Origin of the sequence: Pseudonocardia oceanicola (genome assembly GCF_047200735.1) — a bacterium.
Lineage (GTDB): Bacteria > Actinomycetota > Actinomycetes > Mycobacteriales > Pseudonocardiaceae > Pseudonocardia.
In genome coordinates this window covers 1-23,536 of record NZ_JBJZON010000010.1, presented here as the reverse complement: position 1 = coordinate 23,536, position 23,536 = coordinate 1, and the positions used below count along the sequence as shown (strand labels likewise).

General features: G+C 74.5%; 17 protein-coding genes, 1 tRNA gene and 1 pseudogene. 9 read left to right on the top strand and 10 right to left on the bottom strand.

Annotation, left to right across the window (positions count from 1 at the left end; genetic code table 11):
* Position 1 precedes the first annotated feature (1 nt).
* Positions 2 to 265, bottom strand: coding sequence for a hypothetical protein (locus tag ACL02T_RS16175; protein WP_412831541.1), 264 nt, complete (start codon positions 263 to 265; stop codon positions 2 to 4).
* A gap of 546 nt (positions 266 to 811) precedes the next feature.
* Between ACL02T_RS16175 and ACL02T_RS16170 the strand changes: the two genes are divergently transcribed.
* Complete coding sequence (locus ACL02T_RS16170) at positions 812 to 3,508, top strand: heterodisulfide reductase-related iron-sulfur binding cluster (RefSeq protein WP_412831540.1); 2,697 nt, start codon at positions 812 to 814, stop codon at positions 3,506 to 3,508.
* A gap of 548 nt (positions 3,509 to 4,056) precedes the next feature.
* Here ACL02T_RS16170 and ACL02T_RS16165 read toward each other — a convergent pair.
* The 3 genes and pseudogenes from ACL02T_RS16165 to ACL02T_RS16155 form a co-directional block, all read right to left on the bottom strand.
* Positions 4,057 to 5,205: a hypothetical protein gene (locus tag ACL02T_RS16165; RefSeq protein ID WP_412831539.1), complete on the bottom strand. Its 1,149-nt coding sequence runs from the start codon at positions 5,203 to 5,205 to the stop codon at positions 4,057 to 4,059.
* Between the two features lie 313 nt (positions 5,206 to 5,518).
* Positions 5,519 to 6,133, bottom strand: a complete 615-nt coding sequence (locus tag ACL02T_RS16160; protein ID WP_412831699.1) for a response regulator transcription factor — start codon at positions 6,131 to 6,133, stop codon at positions 5,519 to 5,521.
* A 363-nt stretch (positions 6,134 to 6,496) separates the two neighbouring features.
* Positions 6,497 to 6,781: pseudogene (locus ACL02T_RS16155) on the bottom strand (histidine kinase); the annotation flags it as partial.
* Between the two features lie 771 nt (positions 6,782 to 7,552).
* Between ACL02T_RS16155 and ACL02T_RS16150 the strand changes: the two are divergent.
* Positions 7,553 to 8,503 carry an ABC transporter ATP-binding protein gene (locus ACL02T_RS16150; protein ID WP_412831538.1) on the top strand — a complete coding sequence of 317 codons (951 nt, stop codon included), beginning with the start codon at positions 7,553 to 7,555 and terminating at the stop codon, positions 8,501 to 8,503.
* On the top strand, positions 8,503 to 9,216 hold the full coding sequence (locus tag ACL02T_RS16145) for an ABC transporter permease (protein ID WP_412831537.1): 714 nt from the start codon (positions 8,503 to 8,505) through the stop codon (positions 9,214 to 9,216). The genes ACL02T_RS16150 and ACL02T_RS16145 overlap by 1 nt, the downstream gene beginning before the upstream one ends.
* 16 nt (positions 9,217 to 9,232) lie before the next feature.
* On the opposite strand, the gene dcd is transcribed toward ACL02T_RS16145, so the two are convergent.
* On the bottom strand, positions 9,233 to 9,814 hold the full coding sequence (gene dcd / locus ACL02T_RS16140) for a dCTP deaminase (protein WP_412831536.1): 582 nt from the start codon (positions 9,812 to 9,814) through the stop codon (positions 9,233 to 9,235).
* A 112-nt stretch (positions 9,815 to 9,926) separates the two neighbouring features.
* Here dcd and ACL02T_RS16135 point away from each other — a divergent pair.
* Both ACL02T_RS16135 and ACL02T_RS16130 read left to right on the top strand, forming a co-directional pair.
* A tRNA-Gly gene (locus tag ACL02T_RS16135) sits at positions 9,927 to 9,997 on the top strand.
* Positions 9,998 to 10,289: 292 nt separating this feature from the next.
* Positions 10,290 to 10,763 (top strand): GNAT family N-acetyltransferase, encoded by a 474-nt coding sequence (locus ACL02T_RS16130; RefSeq protein WP_412831535.1) that lies wholly within the window; start codon positions 10,290 to 10,292, stop codon positions 10,761 to 10,763.
* A 65-nt stretch (positions 10,764 to 10,828) separates the two neighbouring features.
* On the opposite strand, the gene ACL02T_RS16125 is transcribed toward ACL02T_RS16130, so the two are convergent.
* The 4 genes from ACL02T_RS16125 to ACL02T_RS16110 all read right to left on the bottom strand — a co-directional run bounded on the left by ACL02T_RS16125 (position 10,829) and on the right by ACL02T_RS16110 (position 15,080).
* On the bottom strand, positions 10,829 to 11,542 hold the full coding sequence (locus ACL02T_RS16125) for an alpha/beta fold hydrolase (protein WP_412831534.1): 714 nt from the start codon (positions 11,540 to 11,542) through the stop codon (positions 10,829 to 10,831).
* Positions 11,543 to 11,561: 19 nt separating this feature from the next.
* Positions 11,562 to 12,395 (bottom strand): hypothetical protein, encoded by an 834-nt coding sequence (locus ACL02T_RS16120; protein WP_412831533.1) that lies wholly within the window; start codon positions 12,393 to 12,395, stop codon positions 11,562 to 11,564.
* A 56-nt stretch (positions 12,396 to 12,451) separates the two neighbouring features.
* Positions 12,452 to 12,733: a hypothetical protein gene (locus ACL02T_RS16115; RefSeq protein WP_412831532.1), complete on the bottom strand. Its 282-nt coding sequence runs from the start codon at positions 12,731 to 12,733 to the stop codon at positions 12,452 to 12,454.
* 268 nt (positions 12,734 to 13,001) lie between these two features.
* Positions 13,002 to 15,080, bottom strand: a complete 2,079-nt coding sequence (locus tag ACL02T_RS16110; protein WP_412831531.1) for an Hsp70 family protein — start codon at positions 15,078 to 15,080, stop codon at positions 13,002 to 13,004.
* A 307-nt stretch (positions 15,081 to 15,387) separates the two neighbouring features.
* On the opposite strand from ACL02T_RS16110, the gene ACL02T_RS16105 reads away from it, so the two are divergent.
* The 4 genes from ACL02T_RS16105 (at position 15,388) to ACL02T_RS16090 (ending at position 20,548) form a co-directional block, all read left to right on the top strand.
* Positions 15,388 to 16,242, top strand: coding sequence for an IniB N-terminal domain-containing protein (locus ACL02T_RS16105; RefSeq protein WP_412831530.1), 855 nt, complete (start codon positions 15,388 to 15,390; stop codon positions 16,240 to 16,242).
* 51 nt (positions 16,243 to 16,293) lie between these two features.
* The gene (locus tag ACL02T_RS16100; RefSeq protein WP_412831529.1) at positions 16,294 to 17,103 is read left to right on the top strand and encodes an IniB N-terminal domain-containing protein; all 810 of its coding nucleotides are present in this window, start codon (positions 16,294 to 16,296) and stop codon (positions 17,101 to 17,103) included.
* 134 nt (positions 17,104 to 17,237) lie between these two features.
* The gene (locus tag ACL02T_RS16095; protein ID WP_412831528.1) at positions 17,238 to 19,052 is read left to right on the top strand and encodes a dynamin family protein; all 1,815 of its coding nucleotides are present in this window, start codon (positions 17,238 to 17,240) and stop codon (positions 19,050 to 19,052) included.
* Complete coding sequence (locus ACL02T_RS16090; protein ID WP_412831527.1) at positions 19,049 to 20,548, top strand: dynamin family protein; 1,500 nt, start codon at positions 19,049 to 19,051, stop codon at positions 20,546 to 20,548. Before ACL02T_RS16095 ends, ACL02T_RS16090 begins: the two co-directional genes overlap by 4 nt.
* Positions 20,549 to 20,579: 31 nt before the next feature.
* Here ACL02T_RS16090 and ACL02T_RS16085 read toward each other — a convergent pair whose 3' ends face one another.
* Positions 20,580 to 23,267, bottom strand: a complete 2,688-nt coding sequence (locus tag ACL02T_RS16085; RefSeq protein ID WP_412831526.1) for a helix-turn-helix transcriptional regulator — start codon at positions 23,265 to 23,267, stop codon at positions 20,580 to 20,582.
* Positions 23,268 to 23,536: the final 269 nt, after the last annotated feature.

Sequence of the window (23,536 nt, the reverse complement as noted above, 5' to 3'; positions counted from 1 at the left end):
GCTAACCGGTGATCAGGCTGGCGAGGAAGCTGCCGACCTCCGGGCCGTTGCCGGACACCGCGATCCCGAGGGCGACCAGGCCGACGATGAGGCCCACGCTGCGGCGGGCCACTCCGGCGTTGTCACCCTTCCCGCCGATCCACAGCAGGACGATCGCGATGCCCAGCAGGATGAGCGGGACGATGTTGTCCTGGATCCACCCCTGCAGGCCGTTGGTGGTGAGGTTCTGGGCGTACCAGAGGGTGCGGGCCCCTGGTCCGGTCATCGGTGTTCTCCTGCCGTGGTTCGCCGCGGCGGCCCCGGGGACGGAGGGAGCGCGGGAGCAGGGGCCGCCAGCGGACCAGGGTAGCCAGGCCGCGCGGAGGAATCCGTCAGGTCGCGGCGGAGCCACCCGTTCGCCACGTCTCGGGCCGCACCGTGGAACCCGTTCGCCCCACGACTCCCACCGATCGTGAGGAGGTGCCCGCCGACCGGGTGAGCCAGGTCCTGGCGTCGCACGGCCGGTCACCGCGCACCTCGGACCACGGCCTCGCCGACCGCGCGGACCGGGCCGGTCGGTGATCCCGCTCTCAGAAGCCTACCCTGACCACGTCGCCCTGACCGGGGGAGCAGCAGTTGCGGAGCGCGTCCGGCAGCCCCCGTCACCGCAGCGTGCCGCGCCCGTCACAGGGCGCAGGGCCACTCCGGTGACCTATTCTCCCGCTCACGCGATTGTCGTCGCGGACCGCAACGAGGCCTTGTCGTGTTGCTACTCGTCAGTAACCACGCGTCTGGCCTTCTTGCCGGGACCACGACAGGGAGGTTCTTCCACATGACCTGGGTGCAGTACGTGCTCGGCATCGTCACGGTGTTGTCCGCCGTGGTGGCCGTGGCGCTGGTCTGGCGCACGGTGGCGAGCATGGTGAGCATCATCCGCCTGGGCCAGGCCGACGGGACGCGGACGGGCCCGTTCGGGGCGCGGTTCGCCACCATGCTCAAGGAGACACTCGGCCACACCCGGATGCTGAAGTGGAGTCACGTCGGTGTCTTCCACTGGCTGGTGATGGTCGGCTTCGGCGGGCTGTTCCTGGCGCTGATCGAGGCGTTCGTGGAGGTGTGGAACCCGACCTGGCACCTGCCGCTGATCGGCGAGTGGGGCCCGTACTCGCTGTGGGTCGAGCTCCTCGGCGTCGGCACGGTGGTCGGCATCCTGCCGCTGATCGTCTACCGGCAGGTGAGCAACCCGGCCCGGCTGGGGCGGGCGTCGCGGTTCTACGGCTCGCACATGGGCCGGGCGTACTTCGTCGAGGCGATCGTGTTCCTCGAGGGCGTGGGCATCCTGGTGGTGCGCGCCGGGAAGATGGCGCTGGGTGCGTTCGACGCCCCGAACTGGTCGACCTTCGTCGCCGGCCCGTTGTCCACGGTCCTGCCCGCCAGCCCGAACCTGGTCTCGGTGTTCGCCGCGGTGAAGGTGCTCTCCGCGACGCTGTGGCTGATCGTGATCGCGGCCAAGCCCACCATGGGTGTGGCCTGGCACCGGTTCACCGCGTTCCCGAACATCTACTTCAAGCGCGAGGACGACGGGCGCAAGGCGCTGGGCAACGTCAAGCCCATGACGTCGCAGGGCAAGGTGCTCGACCTCGAGGAGGCCGACCCGGACACCGACACCTTCGGCGCCGGGCGGGTCGAGGACTTCACCTGGAAGGGCCTGCTCGACTTCACCACCTGCACCGAGTGCGGCCGCTGCCAGAGCCAGTGCCCGGCGTGGAACACCGAGAAGCCGCTCTCGCCGAAGCTGCTCGTCAACGCCCTGCGGGACCACGCCTACGCCAAGGCCCCGTACCTGCTGGCCGGCGGGCGCAAGGACATGACCGGCGACGAGGTCGGGCTGACCGGCGACGACGCCGAGGCCCGCCTCGCGGCGATTCCCGAGGCCGCGGTGAAGGAGGCCGAGCGCCCGCTGGTCGGCGGCGAGGACGTGCTCGGCGTGATCGACCCGGACGTGCTGTGGTCGTGCACCACCTGTGGCGCGTGCGTGGAGCAGTGTCCGGTCGACATCGAGCACGTCGACCACATCGTCGACATGCGCCGCTACCAGGTCATGATCGAGACCGAGTTCCCCACGGAGCTGTCCGGGCTGTTCAAGAACTTGGAGAACAAGGGCAACCCCTGGGGCTCCAACCAGAAGGACCGCCTGGCCTGGACCCAGGACCTGCCGTTCGAGGTCCCGGTCTTCGACGGCGAGCTGTCGGCGGACACCGAGTACATCTTCTGGGTCGGCTGCGCCGGCGCCTTCGACGACAACGCCAAGAAGACCACCCGCGCCACCGCCGAGCTGCTGCACCGGGCCGGGGTGAACTACGTGGTCCTGGGCACCGAGGAGACCTGCACCGGCGACCCGGCGCGGCGGGCGGGCAACGAGTTCCTGTTCCAGATGATGGCCCAGCAGACCGCGGAGATGCTCAACGCGGTGTTCGAGGGCCGCGAGCCGGGCACGCGGAAGATGGTCACCACCTGCCCGCACTGCCTCAACTCGCTGTCGCGCGAGTACCCGCAGCTCAGCCAGAACGGAGATGGTGGGGGCCACTACGAGGTCATCCACCACACCCAGCTGCTCAACAAGCTGGTCCGCACCGGCAAGCTCGTCCCGGTCGCCGACCCCGACAGCTCGACGAACGTCACCTACCACGACCCGTGCTACCTCGGCCGGCACAACGAGGTCTACGAGGAGCCGCGCGAGCTGGTCTCCGCCGTCGGCACGCTCACCGAGATGCCCCGGCACGGCGACCGCTCGATGTGCTGCGGCGCCGGTGGAGCGCGGATGTGGATGGAGGAGCGGATCGGGCAGCGGATCAACGTCACCCGCACCACCGAGGCGCTCGAGACGCTCTCCCCCGCCGGGGGCGACGGCGCGGCCGCCGCGGCGGGCACGATCGCCGTCGGCTGCCCGTTCTGCCGCACCATGATCGGCGACGGCCTGACCCAGAAGCAGGCCGGCGGCGAGGGCGAGCAGGTCCAGGTCCAGGACGTCGCGCAGATGCTGCTCGCGTCGGTCCGGCGAGGGGACTCGGCCGTCGCCACGCCGGCGGACGAGGAGGCGACCGAGGGCGACGTCGAGCAGACCACGTCCGCTCCGCTCACCGAGAACACCCCGGCCGGCGCCGCCGACTCGGGCGCGGCCGACGCCTCCGCCTCCCCCGAGGCCGCGGCGGGGACGGTGAAGCCGGCCGAGGCGCCGGGCGACGCGGTCGCGGAGAAGGCGACGGCCGCCGGCGCCACGGCGCCCGACGCGGACAAGTCCGAGGTCACAACCGAGATGAACGACGCCGCCGTCGAAGGATCGGGCAAGTCCCCGAGCGACGAGGCACCCGCCGACACGGCCGGGCCGTCGGAGCCGCCGACGGGGTCGACCGAGGCGTCGAAGGAGTCCACGGGCGCCAACGGCTCCGGTCCCAAGCCGGAGACCAACGGCCACGCCCGCACCGACGCCTCCTCGGGCACCGGTGAGAAGGGCGACTCCGCCTCCTGACACAGATCCACTGACCGGCCCCGCGATCCTCGATCGCGGGGCCGGTGGTGTTCTCGGGTCCGAAGGCGTTCTCGGAGGCAGTGGTGTTTCGGAGCGGTGGTGTTCTCGGCGGGGGCGGTGTTCTCGGGGGCGGTGGTGATGTTCTCGCGGGCGGTGATGTTCTCGCGGGCGGTGATGTTCTCGCGGGCGGTGGCGCTTCGGAGCGGTGGTGTTTCGGGGCCAGCGCATGGATGGGGTGCGGGCGCGACGGGGGACTGTGCCGCAGAAGACGCCGTGATCGTCGTACCGGACCGTTCGTGGCCGCGTGTGGCCGAATGTCACCTTGAACAACGATCTTGCGAGCTCGGCCGAGCGCTCGACTCCCTGACCGGCCACAGCGCGACTCGGCGGAGGTCGGATCAGAGCGCGACTCGCCGAAACCCACAGCGCGACTCGCGGATTTCCACAGCGCGACTCGCGGGCGGTGAGAGCCCGACTCGCGGAAGCCCACAGCCCGACTCGCGGATGCCCACAGCGCGACTCGCGGGGGCCTGCTGAGGGGTGCGCGGTCAGGGGCAGGGGCGGAAGCGCGCGACCCGCCAGGTGGCCTTGGCGGTGTTGTCGGTGCGCACCGCGTCGACGGTGCCCAGTGCGGGGAGAGCGAGGCCCCAGGCGGTGGCGCAGCCGTCGAGGGCGAGGACCGTGCCCGGCGGCGGGACCGGGGTGGGCGAGGTGGAGGCGCGGGGCGCGGCGGTGGGGCTGCCCGCCGGCACCCGGCTCGCGGCCGCGCCGACCCCGGCGGTGCAGTCGGCGGTACCGGTGGCCTGCGCCAGCTGGGTCTGGGCGGCGGGGTCGAGGAGCCGGCACACCGCCTCCGGATCGGCCGGGGTCAGGCCCTCGCCGAGCTTGGTCAGCACGAGGTCGGGACGGTCGTAGCCGAAGCCCGCCCGCATCTGCGTGCCGGCCTGCTGCGCGAGCTGCGCCTCCTGGTCGCGGACCTCGGCGGCGCGGAACTGGTAGCCCACGAACGACACCAGACACAGGGCCGCCCCGACCGCGGCGAGCTGCCATCGCGGCAACCGCAGCAGCCCGGCGATCAGCACCCCGATGCTCGCGGCGAAGGCCCAGGACCACGGGTTCCCGGCGGTCTCGTGCACGAGCCCGGCCAGCAGCGCGGCCCCGGCGACGTGCCAGGTCCAGCCCTTGAGGAGCCGATCCAGCCGCAGGAGCGACAGCAGCACGAGCACCACGAGCCCGGCCGCGACCGGCACCCACCAGCGGGCGCGGTCGTCGAACGCCAGGAAGAGGAACAGCAGGGCCGCCGCGCCCAGGATCCCGAGCCCGACCGCCCCGCGCCAGCTCCCCGGGCGGAACCTGCGCAAGACCGACACGTCCGGCGCTCGGATTCCGCGCGGCTGCGGCTGGTCCCGGTCGGTACCCCCGGCGGAGCCCGACGTGCCCTCCTCCCGCCGGTCCTCACGGGCGCGCCGGTCCCTCCGGACCCGCTCCCGCTCGCCGTCGCCCTGCTCAGGTCCGTCCCGTTCGGGCCGTTCCTGCTCGCCACGACCCCGTGCCGGAGGGTCCTGCTCGAGCCACTCCAGCGCGGAGGCCCACTCCTGCCCGGGCCGCCGGTCGCCATCGTCCCGCGGCCCCGCAGCGCCTTCGCCGCGCCGGACGACCTGTGCCCCGGGACTCGTGCGTTCGTCGTCGGCGCTCACGGGGCCGCGGTCGACCCGCGTCTCCTCGGACCCCGGGGTCGAGCGCCTCACCGGCGCGTGCCGCCCACTGCGCCACGCCCCCGTCCCGGGCGAGGGATCGGGGCGGGCTGCAGGATCGCGGCGCTCCATCGCCGACCAGCCTAAGGGGCGTCCGGTGGATCACCGTCGATGGACTCGGTGATCCGGGCGGCTCCTGGTGAGGCGGAGCCGGGTCCTCACAACGGGCGTGTCCGGGCCCGGCGACAACGCAGCCAAGGGCCGTGCGGGCGCGAGACCGCGGCGGACGATCCACCAGACGCCGCTGGTGGCGGCCTCACAACCAGCCGTGGTCGCGCGCCCGCTCCAGCGCCTCGACCCGCGTCGCCACCCCGAGCTTCTGCATCGCGGAGGACAGGTAGTTGCGGACCGTGCCGGCCGAGAGGTGCACGCGTCGCGCAATGTCGGTGGCCGTGCCCGCCGGTCCCACCTGTCCGACGCTGCGCAGGACCTGCAGCTCCCGCTGGGTGAGCGGGCAGTCCTCGGTCGCGAGCGCGGTCATCGCCAGGTCGGGGTCCACGTAGCGGCCGCCACCGTGCACCCTGCGGATCACGTCGGCGAGCTGGGAGGCCGGCGCGCTCTTGGTCACGAAACCGGCGGCCCCGGCCGCGAGCGCCCGCCGCAGCACCCCGGGCCGGGCGTGTCGGGTCAGCACGATGCACCGGACCCCGGGCGCGTGGGCCTGGACCCACCGGGCGACCTCGGCGCCGTCGAGGCCGGGCATCTCGACGTCGAGCACCGCGACGTCGGGTTCCTGCGCGGCGATCACCGCGACCGCCTCGTCGCCCGAGGACGCCTCCGCCACCACGGTCAGGTCCGACTCGAGGTTCAGCAGCGCGCCGACGGCCCCGCGGGTGAGCGACTCGTCGTCGGCCAGGACGAGGCGGATCACCGGCCTTCCCCGAGGACCGCCTCGAGCCGGTAGCCGCCCCGCCCGTCGTCGCCGGCGGCGAGCCGCCCGGTGTGCTCCGCCAGGTGGCGCTCCAGCCCGGCGAGTCCGGTGCCCCTCCCGTCGCCGGGGGCCGACACCCCGTCGTTGCACACCACCAGCCGGTCCGCGCCGATCTCGATCGTGCAGCGGCTCGGCTGGGCGTGCCGCAGGACGTTGGTCATGGCCTCGCGCAGCACGCGGCCGAGGACGTTGCGCGCGGGGGGGCGCGACGGTGTCCGGGTCGCCGCGTACCTCCAGCGCCACCCCGGCGGACCCGAGCACCGCCCGCGCCCCCGCGAGCTCGGCGGCGAGGTCGGTGTCCCGGGTGTTCCGGACCAGGGCCCTGACCTCGGTCAGCGACTCGCGCGCCACCCGCTGCACCTCGTCCATCTCCGAGCGCGCGCGGTCCGGGTCGACCTCCTGCAGCCGGGCGGCGAGCTCGCTCTTGAAGGCGACGACCTCGAGCGCGTGCCCGAGGATGTCATGCAGGTCGTCGGCGAGCCGGAGCCGCTCGCGGGCGGTGGCCAGCTCGGCGGCGGTGCGGCGGGAGTCGTCCAGGTCGGTGACGGCCTTGAACCACCAGAGCCGCTCGACGTCGAGACACCACATGCTCGCCACGTAGAACGCGGAGATTCCGGCCGCGAACCACGGCGAGACGGGGACGTCCTCGGCCGCGGGGGCGAGCACGCCGACGGCGTAGGTCAGGCCGAGCACGATCCCGGCCGAGGCCACCACCCACAGGGCGATGACGCGTGCCCGCCGGCCCGCGACGACGTCGCCCAGCAGGACCCCGGCCACGAGCGCCCACGTCCATCCCGCCCACGACGCCGCGACGCCGACGAGCGTGATCGCCAGCCCCACCACGCACGCGGCCGCCACGAACGCCGCTGGGGCCGGGGTGCCCAGCGACCGGACGTGGCGCCGGATCCGGAGCAGGTGCAGCGCGATCGCCGCGAGGTACAACGGGACGAGGACGGCCAGCCAGGCCGGCTCCGGCAGCCCCGTCCACAGCACGAACGCGGGCACGAGCAGCAGCCAGCCGACGGTGATGACCAGCCCGATCCGGTTGAACCGTCGCGCCGCGAGGACCTGCCGCTCCTCGGCGGGGAGCCGCCCCCTCGACCCGACGGTGATCCGTCCCCTCGTCCCGGCCGTGGGACGTCCTGCGGGGCCGGCGGTGGGCTGCCCCCGGGGCCCGGCGGGCTCCCCGGCCGGCGGACGGTCGCTCGTCACGGGCCGACCGTAGCCGAGGCGGCCGCCCCGGCCGGCGTCCGCGGCGCGCCCGATGACAGCTGTCATGTGCACGCGTGCGCAGTGTCAGCGGGACGGGTGACGCGACGTCCTACCGGGAGGCACCGTCCGGCGGGCACGGTGGTGGACATGACGGAGACGGTGAGCCGGCCGGCGGTGGCCGGCACGGGGGGACAGGACACGGCGATCCGGGTACGGGGACTGCGCGTGCGGTACGGGACGTTCGAGGCCGTCCGGGGGGTCGACCTCGAGGTCCTGCGCGGCGAGGTGTTCGCGCTGCTGGGCACCAACGGCGCGGGCAAGACGACCACGCTGGAGGTCCTGGAGGGCTTCCAGCGGCGCAGCGACGGCGAGGTCGCGGTCCTCGGCCTCGATCCCGGTAGCCAGCGGGGCCGGCTCCGGGCGCGGATGGGGATCCAGCTGCAGGAGGGTGGGTTCGTCGAGGAGCTGACGGTCCGCGAGACCCTCGAGCTGTGGGGGAAGCTGGCGATCCGGCCCGACCGGGTCGACCGGCTGCTGGAGCGCTTCGACCTGGCGCACCGCGGGGACGTCCGGATCGCGGCCCTGTCCGGCGGGGAGAAGCGGCGTCTCGACCTCGCGACGGCGGTGTGGGGTTCGCCCGAGCTGGTCGTGCTCGACGAGCCCACGACGGGGCTGGACCCGGGATCGCGCCGGCGGACCTGGGACGCGATCCAGGAGCTGCAGGAGGCCGGCCGGACGGTCGTCCTCACGACGCACTACCTGGAGGAGGCCGAGGCGCTGGCCGACCGCGTCGCGATCATGCACGAGGGGCGGCTGGCCGTGTCCGGCACGCTCGAGCAGATCCTCGCGAGCCGGCCCGCCGGCTTCTCGGCGACGCTCCCCGACGGCGTGACGCCGCCGGACGGCGTGCCGCTGGAGGGCCGCACCGTCCGGGTGCGCACCACGGACCTGCAGCGCGACCTCACCGCGTTCCTGACCTGGGCGGCCGAACGCGGAGTGCGGCTGTCCGACCTGCGGGCCGCGCCGGCGTCGCTCGCCGACATCTACCACTCGATCCGCTCCGAATCGATCCGCCCCGACACGAACGAGGAGGTGTGATGGACCGCGTCGCCGCTCTGGTCTGGTCCGAGCTGAGGCTGATCCTGCGCAACCGGACGCTGCTGACCTCGGTGCTGGTCGTGCCGCTCGCCCTCGGCGTGTTCCTGACCGTCACCCAGATCGGCTCGCCGAGCTACGTCGTCGCCATGCAGTTGGTGTTCGCGCTCGGGATGGGCGTGTACGTCGGGGGGACGCAGACCCTGGTCGCCCGGCGCCAGTCCCGGGTGCTCAAGCGCTTCCGCACCAGCGGGATCTCCGACGGCGGGCTGCTGGCCGGCACCATCGGCCCCGCCGCCGTGCTCGCCCTGGCGCAGATGGTCCTGTTCGCGCTGTTCGACGTCGTCGCCGGCCTGGAGGTGCCGACGGCGCCGCTCGCGCTGCCGCTCGCCGTGGTGGGCGGGCTCGCACTGGTGACGACGGCGGCGCTCGCGACCACGATCGTGACCCCCTCCGCCGAGCGGGCGCAGATCACCACACTGCCGCTGTTCTTCGTGGTGGTCGGGTCGGCGGTGATCATCGCCGTGATCCCCGCGGGCGGCTGGCCCGACGCGCTCGCGCTGCTGCCGGGCGGGGCGCTCGGGGCGCTGAGCCGGGTCGCCTACGGCGCACCGTGGACGCCGTACCTGCTCGTCTCGCTGGTCGTGTGGCCCCTGCTGTTCGGCTGGCTCGCCGCGCGCCACTTCCGCTGGGACGCGCGGGTGGCCGCGGCCTGACCCTGCGGCCCGAGCCTCAGCGCCCGGTGTCGACCTTGTGGAAGTTCTTCCACGCGCGCGAGGGCGTCGGGCCCCGCTGCCCCTGGTAGCGGGAGCCGACGCCCTCGCTGCCGTAGGGCCGCTCCGCCGGGCTGGACAGCCGGAACAGGCACAGCTGGCCGATCTTCATGCCCGGCCAGAGCGTGATCGGCAGGTTCGCGACGTTGGACAGCTCGAGCGTGATGTGGCCGGTGAAGCCGGGGTCGACGAAGCCTGCGGTGGAGTGGGTGAGCAGACCGAGACGGCCGAGCGACGACTTGCCCTCCAACCGGCCCGCCAGGTCGTCGGGCAGGGAGACCTGCTCGAACGTGCTGCCGAGGACGAACTCGCCCGGGTGCAGCACGAAGTTGTCCCCGTCGACGGTCTCGACCGGGGTGGTCAGCTCGTCCTGCTGGATCGACGGGTCGATGTGGGTGTAGCGGGAGTTCTGGAAGACCCGGAAGAAGCGGTCCAGCCGCACGTCGATGCTCGACGGCTGCAGCATCGCCTCGTCCCACGGGTCGAGCCCGAGGCGCCCGGACTCGATCTCCTTGCGCAGGTCGCGGTCGGACAGCAGCACCGGCGAGCCTCCTCTGGTCGGCGACGGCCACCTTAGGCGACCTGGTGGAGATCACGTCCGGAAGGGGTGGAGGAGGTCCGCGGGCGGGATGCTAGAGTCGTCCTCACGCGCTGCGGATGTAGTTCAATGGTAGAACATCAGCTTCCCAAGCTGAATACGCGGGTTCGATTCCCGTCATCCGCTCTCAACGCGAAGGCCCAGCTCAGACGGTGTCCACACCGGAGCTGGGCCTTCGTCGTCGCCGGGCTTCGGTGGCGCCGGGCGCCCCCTGGGCACCGCCACCGCTGACGTCCGGGCAGTGCCCCCGCCTCGACCGGCTGCGTCGCCGCATCGCCCGCGAATGGCGGCCGGGCCTCCGCCGCCTTCGAGACCTGCCGCGCCGACATCGACCGACTGCTCGACCGCTGCTGGCCCACCCTGCCGGTGGTCGATCCGACGGCTGCGTGACCGCCATGCCGGCGGGCACGATGGCCCGATGGCCCACCTGCGCCCCTACACCGCCGAGGACCGCGACGTCGTGGTCGCGCTGTCGCTGCGGGCCTGGGAACCCGTGTTCGCGTCGATGCGACGCGTGCTGGCCGGGTCAGGGGTGTACGAGGCCTTCTACCCGGACTGGCGGCGCGCCCAGGCCGAGGCCGTCGCGCGGGCCTGCACCGAGCTGGAGGCCTGGGTGGCCGAGGTCGACGGCCGGATCGCCGGGTTCGTCGCCCTGCACTCCCTCGACGAGACGACCGGGGAGATCCACATGGTCGCCGTCGATCCCGAGTCGCAGCGGCACGGCGTGGGCAGGGCCCTCACCGAGCACGCGACGACCCGACTGCGCGCGCGGGGCAGCACGGTCGCGATGGTCGAGACCGGCGGGGACCCGGGGCACGCGCCTGCCCGGGCCCTGTACGAGGACTGCGGCTACACGCCGCTGCCCTCGGTGCGGTACTTCCGCACCCTGTGAGGCAGCAGTGGTCCAGAGCGACTGCCCCCGACCGGACGCGGGAGACGTCCTGCAGGACACGGAGCTCAGGCCGGGGTGTGCGAGGTGAGGAACTCGGCGACCGCCATCTGCGCCATCGGGATGCTGTCGGGGTCCTTCCAGGTCTCCAGCAGCGTCGCGTGCGGGGCGAGCCGGGCCAAGGTCCGTGACGCGACCTGCGGGTGGAACTCGTCGTCGCCCATGAGCACGAGGATCGGGTTCCGGAAGCGCTCGACGTCGGCGTCGGACACGCTCCACAGCACGTCGTCGCCGCCGTAGAGGTTGTCCCGGAAGCCGGCGAGGTCCTCCGCGGGGATCCCGCGCTCCTCGCCCCAGTCCTGGACCATCTCGTGGAACCGCTCCCGGTTGCCCGAGAGCCCGATGGGCTGCAGCGCGACCGCCGCCGCGACCCGGTCCGGCGCCGTGCGCAACAGGTTGGCGATGAAGGCGCCGCCGATGCACATGCCCAGCACGTGCGCCCGTTCGACGCCCGCGTGGTCGAGCACGGCGAGCTGGTCGGCGGTGTAGGTGTCCCAGCCGTCCGAGCCGGAGACCGGCCCGGAGGAGCCGCCCCCGGCGTTGCGCTGGTCCATCGCCAGGACCCGGTAGAGCGGGGCGAGCTCGTCGACCGGGTTCCAGGGGGCGCGCTGCCAGGCGGCGACGGTCGACCGCAGCCCACCGGGAGCCAGCAGGAGCACGGGGAACCCGGAGCCGTGCTCCTCGTAGTGCAGCGTGGCGCCGTCGTGGGTGAAGGTCGGCATCGGTGCTCCTTTCGGCCGGTCAGCGGACGTGCCGGCGCCGAGGGTGCCCGGTCGCGACCGCCGGCGCATTCGCGAGGGCCACCACGCCGGCGACGGCGACCACGAGCCCCGCCACGAACGGGATGAGCCAGCCGTCCCGGATCGGGTCGCCGAGCAGCACGATGCCGACCAGGCCGGGCGCGATCACCTCGGTCACCGAGAACACCGCCGTGACGCCCGCGAGGTGGCCGATCGTGAGCGCCCGCGAGTAGGTGGTGATACCGATCACCCAGAAGACGCCGATCAGGTAGGTGGCCGGCTGCCCGGCGAGCTGCCCGACCTCGAAGGCGGCGTCGGGCGCGACGTGCACGGCGCGGACCGCGAGCGAGGTCCCGCCGAAGCCCAGCCCCGCGATCAGCGACAACGGCCAGGCGACGGGTAGCCGCCACACCGCGATCGCGGCCACGGCCAGGGCGGCGGCCGCCGCGCCCAGGACGACGATCGCCGTGCCGGAGAACGCCGCCGGGGCCTCACCGCCCGCGCTGCCCGCGACCACCCCCAGCCCCAGGACGCACGCCCCGACGCCCACCCGGTCGGCCACCCGCAGCCGGATGCCGTACAACCCCCACGTCGCGACGGCCGTCAGGGCGATGGACAGGCCGAGCGCGGCCTGCACGGCGAAGACCGGCAGGTGCCGCAGCGCGACCACCGTGCAGATCCAGCCGAGCGCGTCGACCAGCAGGCCGGCCAGGTACAGCGGGCGCAGGGCCAGGTGCGTACGCGACGTGGTCTGCTGTGCGGCCGCCGACTGCAGCAGCCCCGCCCCGCTGTTGAGGACGGTCGCGCAGAGCGCGAACAGCAGGCCGGTCAGCACGGATCGACGCCTCGGGCCACCTCACCACCGTGGCACGGCGGTGGGCGGGCGGCAGCTCACGCCCGGGTGCGGTCCGACTCCGCCGCTCCCTGCGGGACCGGGACCTCGAAGAACCCGCTCATGAGTCCGCCGGGCACCGGGGCGTCCTCGTAGCGGGCCGCGCGGGCCTCCTGCAGGCGGGCCCGGGGCTTCTCGGACAGCCGCACGAACAGCAGGACGAAGCCGGTGCCGACCAGGGCCGGGACCCCGACCAGCAGCATCGGCCACCCGAACGCGAGGTACGCGACGACCACCGCCGCGGCCTCGAGACCGATCACCAACCCTGCCAGCCGACCCACCGCGGGACCCTCCTCGCACTCGTTCCGCCTCGGGCACCCTCGTCCGCGGCGCCGTACCCGACTATCGGCCGAGGACGCGGAGACGTCACGCGGGGTGCGCGAGCCGAGACGGAACCGAGACCCGGATCGGGTGAGGGCACCGCACACGCCCCCTCCCGGCCACCCGTCGGACACCTGAGCGAGGGGGCCGGCCCCGGGGCGAGACCCTCTGTCCAGCGGCTCGGGCGGCAGGGGTCCGGACACCGCCGCGGCGCGGGCAGCGAGGCGCTCAGACGGTGGTCGGGGCGGACGACGGAGCCACGCTGGTCGACGAGGCGGGGGCGGGGGCGGGAGCGGGGGCGCCGCTGGAGGACGGGATCTCCTCGGACGCCGGAGGGGTGGACGGGTCGGTGACCGGGTCGACGGCGCCGCCCCCGCCCGAGTTCGCGTCACCGCCCCCGGTGCCCCCCACCGCGCCGCCGCCACCGCCGCCACCGTCGCCGCCGTCCCCGGCACCACCGGCTCCGGCGCCGCCTCCGTCCGCGTCGTTGGCCCCGGGGGGCGGGGGGCTCGACGACACGGGCGCCGGCGGGGGCGAACCGGGGGCGGGCTCGGACGAGCCGGGTGCGGGCGCGCCGGGGGCCGGGGCGGGGGCCGCACCGCCGCCGGCCGGGGTCCCCCCACCGCCGCCCGACCCGCCCCCGGCGGGGGCCGCGGGGGCCCGGCCGGCGTCGCCGCCGCCCGACCCCGTGGCCCCGCCCCGAACGGGGGCGGGATCCGCCGCGGCCGGGTCGGGGACGAGGGAGGTCGTGGTGGGGCCCGCCGACGGCAGGTCCGAGGTCGACACGCTCATCCCGCCCACACCGCTGCTCACGGCCGGCACCGGGGAGGTCCAGAACACCGCCGCCAGCACCACGCCGGTGGCCGCCAGCGCCCCTCCGACGCCGACCAGCAGCCCGACCGGCAGCCGGCTGCGGCCCGCGGGCTCGGGGTCGTAGTCCCAGTCCGCCGCGCCGGTGGCCGGCGCCGGGATCCCGGGCCGCGGCGGGGGCCCGGCCGTCGCCCATCCGCCCGTGGCGCCGATCGGGCCCGTGGAGCCGATCGGGCCGGTCGGGGGGCCGGCAGCGGGCGGGCCGATCGCCACGGTGGCGCCGATCAGCGCGGGCATGGAGCCCGAGCCGGAGTCGCTCGACGGGTCCGCGGGCGGGACCGGGGGCACGAGCCCCTCGCCGGTCGAGGTGATCGGCCCGTCCGGGACCGGCGCGAGCGCCACCGCCGGCCAGGACGCGGTGGGGCGCGGGGAGACGGCAAGTGCCGCCCCCTTCGCGATGGCGTTCTTCGGGTCGGTGTCGACGGCGACCGGTCGGCCGAGCTCCTGTGACACCAGCTGCCCGACGAGCGGAACGCGGGAGGACCCCCCGACGAGCAGCACGGCGTCGAGCCCCGCGGGCTGCAACCCGGCCGAGGCGACGGCCCGACGCAGCGCCTCGACGGTCTCCTCGACCCGGTCCCGGATCGCCTCCTCGAACTCGCTGCGGTGCAGCCGGACCGCGCCGCGGTGCCCGGGCAGCAGCACCGGGATCGACGCCTCGGTGTCGGCCGACAGCGCCTCCTTGGCCTCGGTGCACTCGCGCCGCAGCCGTGCGACGGCCGCGAGCACGGCCGGGTCGGCGTCGTCGAGGCCCTCGAACGCGTCGGGCACACCGGTCACGACGTGGTCGAACACCACCTGGTCGAAGTCCACCCCGCCGAGCCGCTCGATCCCCTCGGGCCGGCCCTGCAGGGTGAAGTGGGAGCGGTCGGTCTTGCGGACCACGGCGGCGTCGAAGGTGCCGCCGCCCAGGTCGTAGACGGCGATGGTGGAGCCCGCGGCCACCCGCTCGCCCGCGGCGTAGTGCAGGGCGGCGGCCTGTGGCTCGGCCAGGAAGGTCACGGCGAGCCCCTGCTCGTCCAGCGCCTCCGCCATCAGCTCGAGCTTGTGCCCGCCCCAGGACGCGGGGTGGGTGACGGCGATGCGCTCCGCGGGGCCGCCCTCCCGGTCGGCGACCTGGTCGACGATCCAGCGGACCAGCCGGGCACACAGCTCCTCGGGCGCCCAGGCCCGGCCCCCGACCACCACGGGCGTCGAGTCCCCGACCCGGCGCTTGAACTCGCGGACCACCCGGTCCGGGTCGGTGACCGCGCGGCGCTCGGCGGCGTCGCCGACCAGCACCTCGCCGTCCGGCCCGACGAACAGCACCGAGGGGACGTCCGTGCGTCGGCCCGAGAGCGAGACCATCTCCGGTGCGACCCACTGCTCGCCCACCGGCCGGCACACGGCCGCCGCGCTGTATGTCGTCCCCAGGTCGATGCCGAGCTGGTAGCCCATCGTCGTTCCCCCCGCCGAACCGGCAGCTCTGCCTCCGGCACGCCCCCGCGCGCCTGTGACGCCATCGCGCCGCGGAGCCGCGGCGTTATCGTCCCCGACCCCTGCCTGACACGATCGAGTGACATCGAGGGGTGCCGGGCCCCGCACCCCCTAACGGCCCCCGGCCCCCGATCCCCTATGCCACCCAGTGGGGAACCGTGCCCGATCCCCGATGGCGGGGCCGCCCCGCCCTCCTACCTTTCGGATCAACGCCAGCCGGGGTCGCCCGGGGCGACACCGACACACCCGACCCACGGAGACGATCCCCATGACGCTGCTCGAGTTCCTCCTCAAGCTCATCGGCAACGACGAGGAGTCCCTCGACCTCCAGGAGGACTTCCGCGAGGACCCGTACGGCACCCTCCGCGACGCCGGCCTCGAGGACCTGACCGCCGAGGACGTGCACGACGCCCTCGTGCTGATCCAGGACAACGACACCGCGTCCTTCGACCGGAACTACGACACGGGCAGCAACCACCTGGTCGCGGCCGCCGCGGCCCCGCGCCACGACGGCGGTCACCACGACGGCGGGCACCACGACGGCGGGCACGACGAGGGCGACCACGACGGCCACAAGGGCGCGGTCGAGTACATCAACAAGTACGTCACCAACAACTACGTCGACGACCGCGACACCATCGTCGACAACTCCGTGAACCAGAAGATCGACACGGACGGCGGCGACTTCCGCCAGGACATCGACATCGACGCCGTCACCGCCTCGGGCGAGGGCGCGGTCGCCGCCGGCGGCGACATCGAGGACTCGGTCGTCACCACGGGCGACGACAACATCGTCGGCGACGACAACAACGTGGTCGAGGGCGACGGCAACACCACGGCGTTCGGCTCGGGCAACGCCAACAGCGCCTCCTTCGAGGACGTCTCCGTGGACGAGGGCGGCGCCCTCTCGGTCGGCGGCAACGCGACCGGCGACTACGACGTCTCCGACTCGTACAACTCGGTGAGCAACGAGACCAACACCGACATCGACATCGAGGACTCGTACAACGAGACCACCGACGTGTCGTTCGAGTCGCACTCGGACTCCTACTCCGAGACCAACACCGACATCGACACCGAGACCAACGTGCTCAGCGGCAACGAGGTCGACGTCGACGCCTGATCTCCGCTCCCCCTTCCACCGACCTTCACCAACGTCACGGAGACCACAGACATGGCTTCCCCCCAGACCCTCATCGAACTGCTGCTGAGCCTGCTCAAGGACCCGGAGGCCGCGGAGGCCTTCAAGGCCGACCCCGCCGCCTACATCGAGGGCTGCGGCCTCACCGAGTTCACCGCCGAGGACGTGCACGACGCCGTGCTCCTCATCCAGGACAACGACGACTCGGACTTCGAGCGGAACCACGACACCGGTGGCAACCACCACCACACCCCGCCGCCGCCCCCGCACAAGGAGCCGCACGAGTCCGACCACGAGCACGCCGTCAAGTACCTCAACACGTACGTCACCAACAACTGGACCGACGACCGCGACACCATCGTCGACAACTCGATCAACCAGCACATCGACACGGACGGCGGGGACTTCCGCCAGGAGATCGACATCGACGCGGTGACCGCGTCCGGTGACGGGGCCGTGGCGGCCGGCGGCGACATCGAGGACTCGACGGTCACCACCGGGAACGGCAACGTCGTGGGCGACGGCAACGACGTGGTCGACGGCGACGGCAACACCACCGCGTTCGGCTCCGGCGACGCCAACAGCGCCTCCTTCGAGGACGTCTCGGTCGACGAGGGCGGCGCCCTCTCGGTCGGCGGCAACTCCAGCGGGAGCTACGACGTCGACAACTCGGGCAACGAGTACTCGACCGAGACCAACACCTCGACGTCGATCGACGACTCCTACAACGACGACTTCTCGTTCGAGTCGAGCGTGTCCGACGAGGACACCACGATCAGCGACACCGACGTCGACACCGAGACCAACATCGGCAGCGGCAACGAGGTGGACGTGCACGTCTGATCCGCCCCTCGCGCGATCCGGAGGCCCTGTCACCCCGCCCGGGGTGACGGGGCCTTCGTCGTGGCCGCGATCGGGTAGGCAGAATGTGACGGGCAGGTGTCCCGACGGTCGGGACCGGGGAGGACGACGATTCGGTGGCGGTACCGGCAGCGGTCCAGCTGGTCGACCTGGCGCTCAAGGCCACGACGGCCTACGAGCGTCCGGATCTCTCCGTCCGGCTGCAGGCGACCCGGGCCCGGCTGGCCGACCCGAACGTGCGGGTGTTGATCGTCGGGGAGTTCAAGCAGGGCAAGAGCCAGCTGGTGAACGCGCTGGTCAACGCCCCGGTCTGCCCGGTCGACGACGACATCGCCACCGCCGTGCCCACGGAGGTCCGCTTCGGCGAGACCACCACCGTCACGCTGGTGAAGGTGCCGCCGGGCGCGGCGGAGGGCACCGAGCCCGTCGAGGAACGGACCGTGGTCGAGTCCTCCCGGCTCGCCGACTTCGTCTCCGAGGCGGGCAACCCCGAGAACCGCGCCGGCCTGCACCACGCCGAGGTGACGCTGCCCCGCAAGCTGCTCCAGAGCGGCCTGGTGCTCGTCGACACGCCGGGGGTCGGGGGGCTGGGCTCCGCCCACGGCGCCGCGACGATGGCCGCCCTGCCGACCGCCGACGCCGTCGTCCTGGTCTCCGACGCCGCGCAGGAGTACACCGCGCCCGAGATCGACTTCCTGCGCTCGGCGATGGGCCTGTGCCCCAACGTCGGGTGCGTGGTCACCAAGACCGACCTGTACCCGCACTGGCGCAAGATCGTCGAGCTCGACAAGGGCCACCTGGAGAAGGTGGGCGTGGAGGCGGAGATCTACCCGGTCTCCTCGGCGCTGCGGCTCGCGGGTGCCGAGACCGGCGACGCCGAGCTGATGAGCGAGTCCGGGTTCGCACCGCTGGTCGGGTTCCTGCTGCGCAAGGTCGTCGCCCGGGCGGACGACCTGGACCGCCGCTCGACCAGCCAGGACGTCCGGGCCGTCGCCGAGCAGCTCTCCGCGCAGTTCACCGCCGAGCTCGCCGCCCTCGAGGATCCGGGCGGGGCCGAGGCGCTCGTCCAGGAGCTGACCCGGGCCAAGGCGCGGGCGGACGACCTGCGGCAGCGCTCGGCACGCTGGCAGATCACGCTCAACGACGGCGTCGCCGACCTGATCTCCGACATCGAGTACGACCTACGGGACCGGCTCCGCGCGGTCACCCGGGAGGCCGAGCAGCTGCTCGACGACGCCGACCCCGCCGACATCTGGGACCAGTTCGCCCACTGGTTCCACCAACAGGTGAGCCAGGCGACCTCGGCCAACTACGTGTGGACCGCGCAGCGCGCCCGCTGGCTCGCCGAGCAGGTCTCCGAGCACTTCGCCGAAGGTGCCGACGCGGCGATCCCGGAGATCCAGATCGACGGCAGCCGCCTGGGCGGCTCGGTCCAGGCGCTCGAGCAGCCGGAGGGCGAGAAGTTCGGCATCGGCCAGAAGCTGTTCGTCGGCATGCGCGGGGGCTACGGCGGCCTGCTGATGATCGGCCTCGCGACGAGCTTCGCCGGCCTCGCCCTGCTCAACCCGTTCTCGATCGCCGCCGGCCTGCTGTTCGGCGGCAAGACCGTGCGCGACGAGCGCAAGCGGCTGCGCGAGCGGCGCCGGTCGGAGGCGAAGAGTGCCGTGCGCCGGCACATCGACGAGGTCACCTTCCAGGTCGGCAAGGACTCGCGGGACACGCTGCGCCGCGCCCAGCGGCAGCTGCGGGACCACTTCACCGTGCTGGCCGAGGAGCTGTCGGTGTCGCTCGCGACGTCGGTGTCGGCGGCCCAGAGCGCGGTGAGCACGGACGCGTCGCAGCGGAAGAAGCGGATCGAGGACCTCAAGGCCGAGATCGCGCGGGTCGAGTCCCTCGCGAAGCGGGCCCGGGCGCTGGTGGACGAGAAGTGACCGATCACCCGACGACCCGGACGGTGGCCCGACCGGTGGGCCTGGGCGCCGAGGTCCGGACCCTGCTCCGCCGCGCGATCGACGTCTACGCCGACAGCCCGCAGGCCGTCGGCTGGCTGCGCCACCACCTCGGCCGGTTCGAGGAGCCGCTGCGCGTCGCGATCGCCGGCAAGGTCAAGGCGGGCAAGTCGACGCTGCTCAACGCGCTGGTCGGCGAGGAGATCGCGCCGACGGACGCGGGGGAGTGCACCCGGGTCGTCACCTGGTACCAGGACGCGCCGGCGCCGCGGGTGCAGCTGTTCCCGCGCGCCGGCGCCCCGCGGCAGCTCACGATCGCCCGGTCCCGCGGCGCCCTGCAGCTCGACCTCGGCGGGCTGCCGGCCGACCAGGTGGACCGGCTCGTCGTCGACTGGCCGTCGCAGTACCTGCGGACGACCACGCTCGTCGACACCCCCGGCATCGCGTCGCTGTCGGCCGACACCGCCGCCCGGGCGGGCGCCTTCCTCGCCCCGGACGACTCGCCCTCCCAGGCCGACGCCGTCGTCTACCTGATGCGCCACCTGCACAGCACGGACGTGCGGTTCCTCGAGTCCTTCCTGGACCGCGGGGTCGCTCGGGCGACCCCGGTCAACACGATCGCGGTGCTGTCCCGGGCGGACGAGATCGGCGTCGGCCGGCTCGACGCGCTCAGCTCGGCCCGCCGCATCGCCCGCCGCTACCGGTCCGACACGAAGATCCGCGGGCTCTGCCAGACCGTCGTGGCCGTGGCCGGGCTGCTCGCCCAGACCGGCCGCACCATGCGCCAGGACGAGTACGCGGCGCTCGCCGCCCTCGCCGGCATGCCGCGCGCCGACCTCGACGCCCTGCTGCTCTCGGCGGACCGCTTCGCCAACCGGGAGGTGGAGGGGGCGCCGGCGACGGAGGTGCGGGCGCGGCTGGTGGAGCGGTTCGGGCTCTTCGGCGTCCGGCTCGGCACCACCTTGGTCCGCCAGGGCACGACCGACCCGTCGGCGCTGGCCGCGGAGCTGGTGCGGCGCAGCGGGCTGGAGGACCTGCGCTCGGTGCTCGCCACACAGTTCGCCGAGCGCCGCGAGCTGCTCAAGGCGCGGTCGGCGCTGCTCGCCGTCGAGCTGGTGCTGCAGCGCGAGCCGCGGCCGGCCGCGCAGCCGCTCGCCGCCGAGATGGAGCGGATCCTGGCCGGCGCCCACGAGTTCGTCGAGCTGCGGATGCTGTCCGCGCTGCGGGCCGGCGCGGTGACCTTCCCCGCCGACGCGCTGCCCGACGCCGAGCGCCTGCTGGGCGGCGACGGCAGCGGCGTCGCCGCCCGGCTCGGCCTCGACCCCGCGGCGGGGCCGGACGAGCTGCGCGCGGCCGCGCTCGACGCGGTCGTCCGCTGGCAGCGGCGGGCGGAGAGCCCGCTCGCGAGCCGGGCGACGGCCGACGCCGCCCGGGTCGTGGTGCGCAGCTGCGAGGGGATGCTGGCGCGGCTGCACTGAACAGCACCCGACCCGACCGCCGCCGGGTTCGCTACCCGACGATCCGCTTGAGCTGTGCGAACAGCTCGCCGCGACTCGTCGAGCCCAGCCGCTGGCGCATCCGCGCCACGTGGTGCTCCACGGTCTTGGCCGAGATGAACAGCTTCTCGCCGATCTGCTTGTAGGTCAGGCCCTCCAGCACCAGGGCGGCGACCTCGCGCTCGCGGTCGGAGAGCGGGCCGTCCGCGGGATCCTCCTCGGCGGCCGCGCGGGCCGCCTCCGGCGCCGGGTCGGGCGTCGACGACGTCCGTGCCGGCGCCGGCTGCCCCTGCTGGCCCTGCAGTGCGCGGGCGCACGTCAACAGGGTGCTCATCGCCCGGCGGTCGTCGGTACGGATCGCGGCCTGGCCGGCCAGTTTGCCGCCGTCCCAGGACAGGCCGACGGCGTGCAGGCCCCGGGCGGCGGCCTCGACCGCCACGGCGTCGACCCGGGAGTCGAGCAGCGCCACCCAGTGCGGCGCCGCGACCGCCATCGCCTCGGCGAAGCGGCTGCCGCACGCCGATCCCTGCAGGGCCGCCGCGTGCGCCGCGGCCTCCTCGCGGTCCTCGGCCAGGATCGCCGTGTGCAGCCGGGCCCAGTGCAACGGCGCGGCCCACAGCGGCGGGCTGCCGAGCCGGTCGAGCAGGGCCTCCGCCTCGTCGAGGTGCGGGCGGACCCAGCTCGGCTCGCGCAGCCGGGTCGCGGCGATCGCCAGCTCCCCCAAGGGCTGCAGCACGAAGAGGTCCACGGGATGGCGCACGATCGCCTCGCGGGCCCGGCCCCAGAGCGGCATGAGCGTGGCGAGGTCGCCGGCGCGCCGGGCCAGGGCGACCTCCAGGGCCGAGGCGAGCAGCTCGTCCCGGGGCTCCAGCGGACCCGTGCCCACCGCGTCGAGATGGGTGCGGGCGGACCCGAAGGCGCCGCGGTTCAGCGCGATCCAGCCGAGCAGGAGCCGGTGGCGGGCGGCGGCCGCGGGTCCACCCAGCCGGACGGCGACGGCCCGGTCCAGGAGCGAGCGGGCGACCTCCAGCTCTCCGGTCTGCACCGCCACCAGGGCGGCCAGGGCGGCCGGGGTGTCCGGCAGCAACGCGGCCCGGGTGGACGACTCGAGCAGTGCGGCGGCCCGGGCGAGCTGGGAGAGCGCGCGGGTCGGCGAACCGGTGACCGAGTCGAACACGCCCTGCGCGGTGAGTTCCTCGGCGCCCGCGAGCAGGGTCGGGGGCCGGGCCGGACCACCGGTGGGTGCGCTCCCGCCGAAGCCGGGCGGAGCACCGAGCACCGCACCGGCCGAGGCCGGGGCACCACCCGGGACCGGGGGCGACGGCGGGGCGGGCATCGGGGCCGTGGTGTGCAGTGCCGCCCGGGCCTCCTCGAGCGCCCCCGTGCCGACGAGCGCGGGGACCGCGAGGGCCGTCGGCGCGCCCGCCCCCGCCATCCAGCGGTACAGCTCCGCGCTGCGGGCGAGCATGCCGCGGTGAGCGAGGACCGCGGCCGCGACCGTCCCGGCGCGCAGGGCGTCGTCGACGTCGACCCGGTCCAGCGAGGACAGGACCTGGTCGGCCTCGGCGAGGGCGTCGTCGAGCCGGCCGGCGCGGATCGCGGCCTCGGCGCGGCGCGCGGCGAGCGGCAGGGCGGGTGCCCCGGCCGCGACGGCGGCGGCGTAGAAGGGCCCGGCGTCCTCGTCGCCGCCGGTGCGGGCGAGCTCGTCGCCGGCGGCGGTGAAGACCTCGGCGGAGCGGGTGCCGGTCGCGCCGGTGCCGAGCATGCCGCGGGCCGCGGTGAGCACGCTCCCGCCGCGGTCCAGCTCGATCTCGGCGAGGGTGCGGCGGATCTCGAGCCGGCGGGCCTCGGGGGTCGCGCGCAGGATCGCGGTGGCCACGAGCGGGGCGGGGCCGCCGGTGGGGGTGAGGACGGCCGCGGCCCGGGCCTCCTCCACGAGCTCGTCGACCTCGTCGATCCCGCCGCCGGCGGAGTCGAGCAGGCCGAGCAGGGGAACCAGCACCTCGGCGTCGAGCGGGGCACCCAGGGCGACGGCGACGGCGAGCTCGCGCACACGGGCGTCGAGCGCCCACAGCCGGTGTCCGAGCTGGTCGAGCAGGCCGGTCGGTACCGGCACCCGCAGGGAGCCGGGCGGGGCGCCGCGCACCAGCCGGGAGCGGTGCTGCGGGCCGATCCGCTCGACGATCTCGGCGAGCATCCGGTCGACCAGCGCGGGCTGGCCCGCGGTCCGTGTGTGGACGTGCTCCACCAGCGGCTCCGCCGCCGGACCGCCCAGCAGCCGGGCGGCGCGCGCCGCCACGCCGGTGGGGTCGAGCGTGCCGAGGACCAGCGGGGGCCGGTGGGTGCTCAGGGCGGCTCCCAGCGCGGCCAGCCGCGGGCCGCGGGGCCACGGCCGGCGGGCCACGACCAGCCGGGCGCCGGGCCGGGCCGCCCGCTCGCACAGCGCGTCGAGCACCGGTGCGGGGAGCTCGTGCGCGTCGTCGACGACGAGCGGCCCCTCCTCGTGTCCATCCCGGACCGAGTCGGTGACCGAGGTGGACCAGGCCGCGGCGACGGCGCGCAACGTCGTGGACTTGCCGGCCCCCGCGGGCCCGACGACGTCGCAGACGAGACCGGCGCCGGGATCCGCGGCGATCGCGCGGACCAGCCTGCGCGCCGCCGGTGATCCGGCCAGTGCCTCTCCCGGGTCCGGTTCGGACACCGATCCACCCCCTTCCGGCCCCCACCGTGCGACTTTCGAGCGTATCGATCCGCGTCGGCGCAGCGTTCCGCCGCCGCATCGGGGCAGCCATGACCCCCCCAATCGGGTGAGGCTGGTTCTCAGCTTCGTGCCGGACGAGACGGGCCCGCGCCCACTGCCGGCGTCCGCGCCCGGACTGCTGTGCGACCGGGTCGTGGAGGCGGCACCGGGGTCGGGCCAGGGGCGACTGATCGGTGTGGTCGTCCGCCGCGGTCTCGGCGCCGGCCGAC

Coding starts and splice junctions, on each gene's coding strand:
- ACL02T_RS16130 (WP_412831535.1), top strand. CDS start 10,290: ATGGCCCACCTGCGCCCCTACACCGCCGAGGACCGCGACGTCGTGGTC.
- ACL02T_RS16150 (WP_412831538.1), top strand. CDS start 7,553: ATGACGGAGACGGTGAGCCGGCCGGCGGTGGCCGGCACGGGGGGACAG.
- ACL02T_RS16170 (WP_412831540.1), top strand. CDS start 812: ATGACCTGGGTGCAGTACGTGCTCGGCATCGTCACGGTGTTGTCCGCC.
- ACL02T_RS16125 (WP_412831534.1), bottom strand. CDS start 11,542: ATGCCGACCTTCACCCACGACGGCGCCACGCTGCACTACGAGGAGCAC.
- ACL02T_RS16100 (WP_412831529.1), top strand. CDS start 16,294: ATGGCTTCCCCCCAGACCCTCATCGAACTGCTGCTGAGCCTGCTCAAG.
- ACL02T_RS16145 (WP_412831537.1), top strand. CDS start 8,503: ATGGACCGCGTCGCCGCTCTGGTCTGGTCCGAGCTGAGGCTGATCCTG.
- ACL02T_RS16110 (WP_412831531.1), bottom strand. CDS start 15,080: ATGGGCTACCAGCTCGGCATCGACCTGGGGACGACATACAGCGCGGCG.
- ACL02T_RS16175 (WP_412831541.1), bottom strand. CDS start 265: ATGACCGGACCAGGGGCCCGCACCCTCTGGTACGCCCAGAACCTCACC.
- ACL02T_RS16105 (WP_412831530.1), top strand. CDS start 15,388: ATGACGCTGCTCGAGTTCCTCCTCAAGCTCATCGGCAACGACGAGGAG.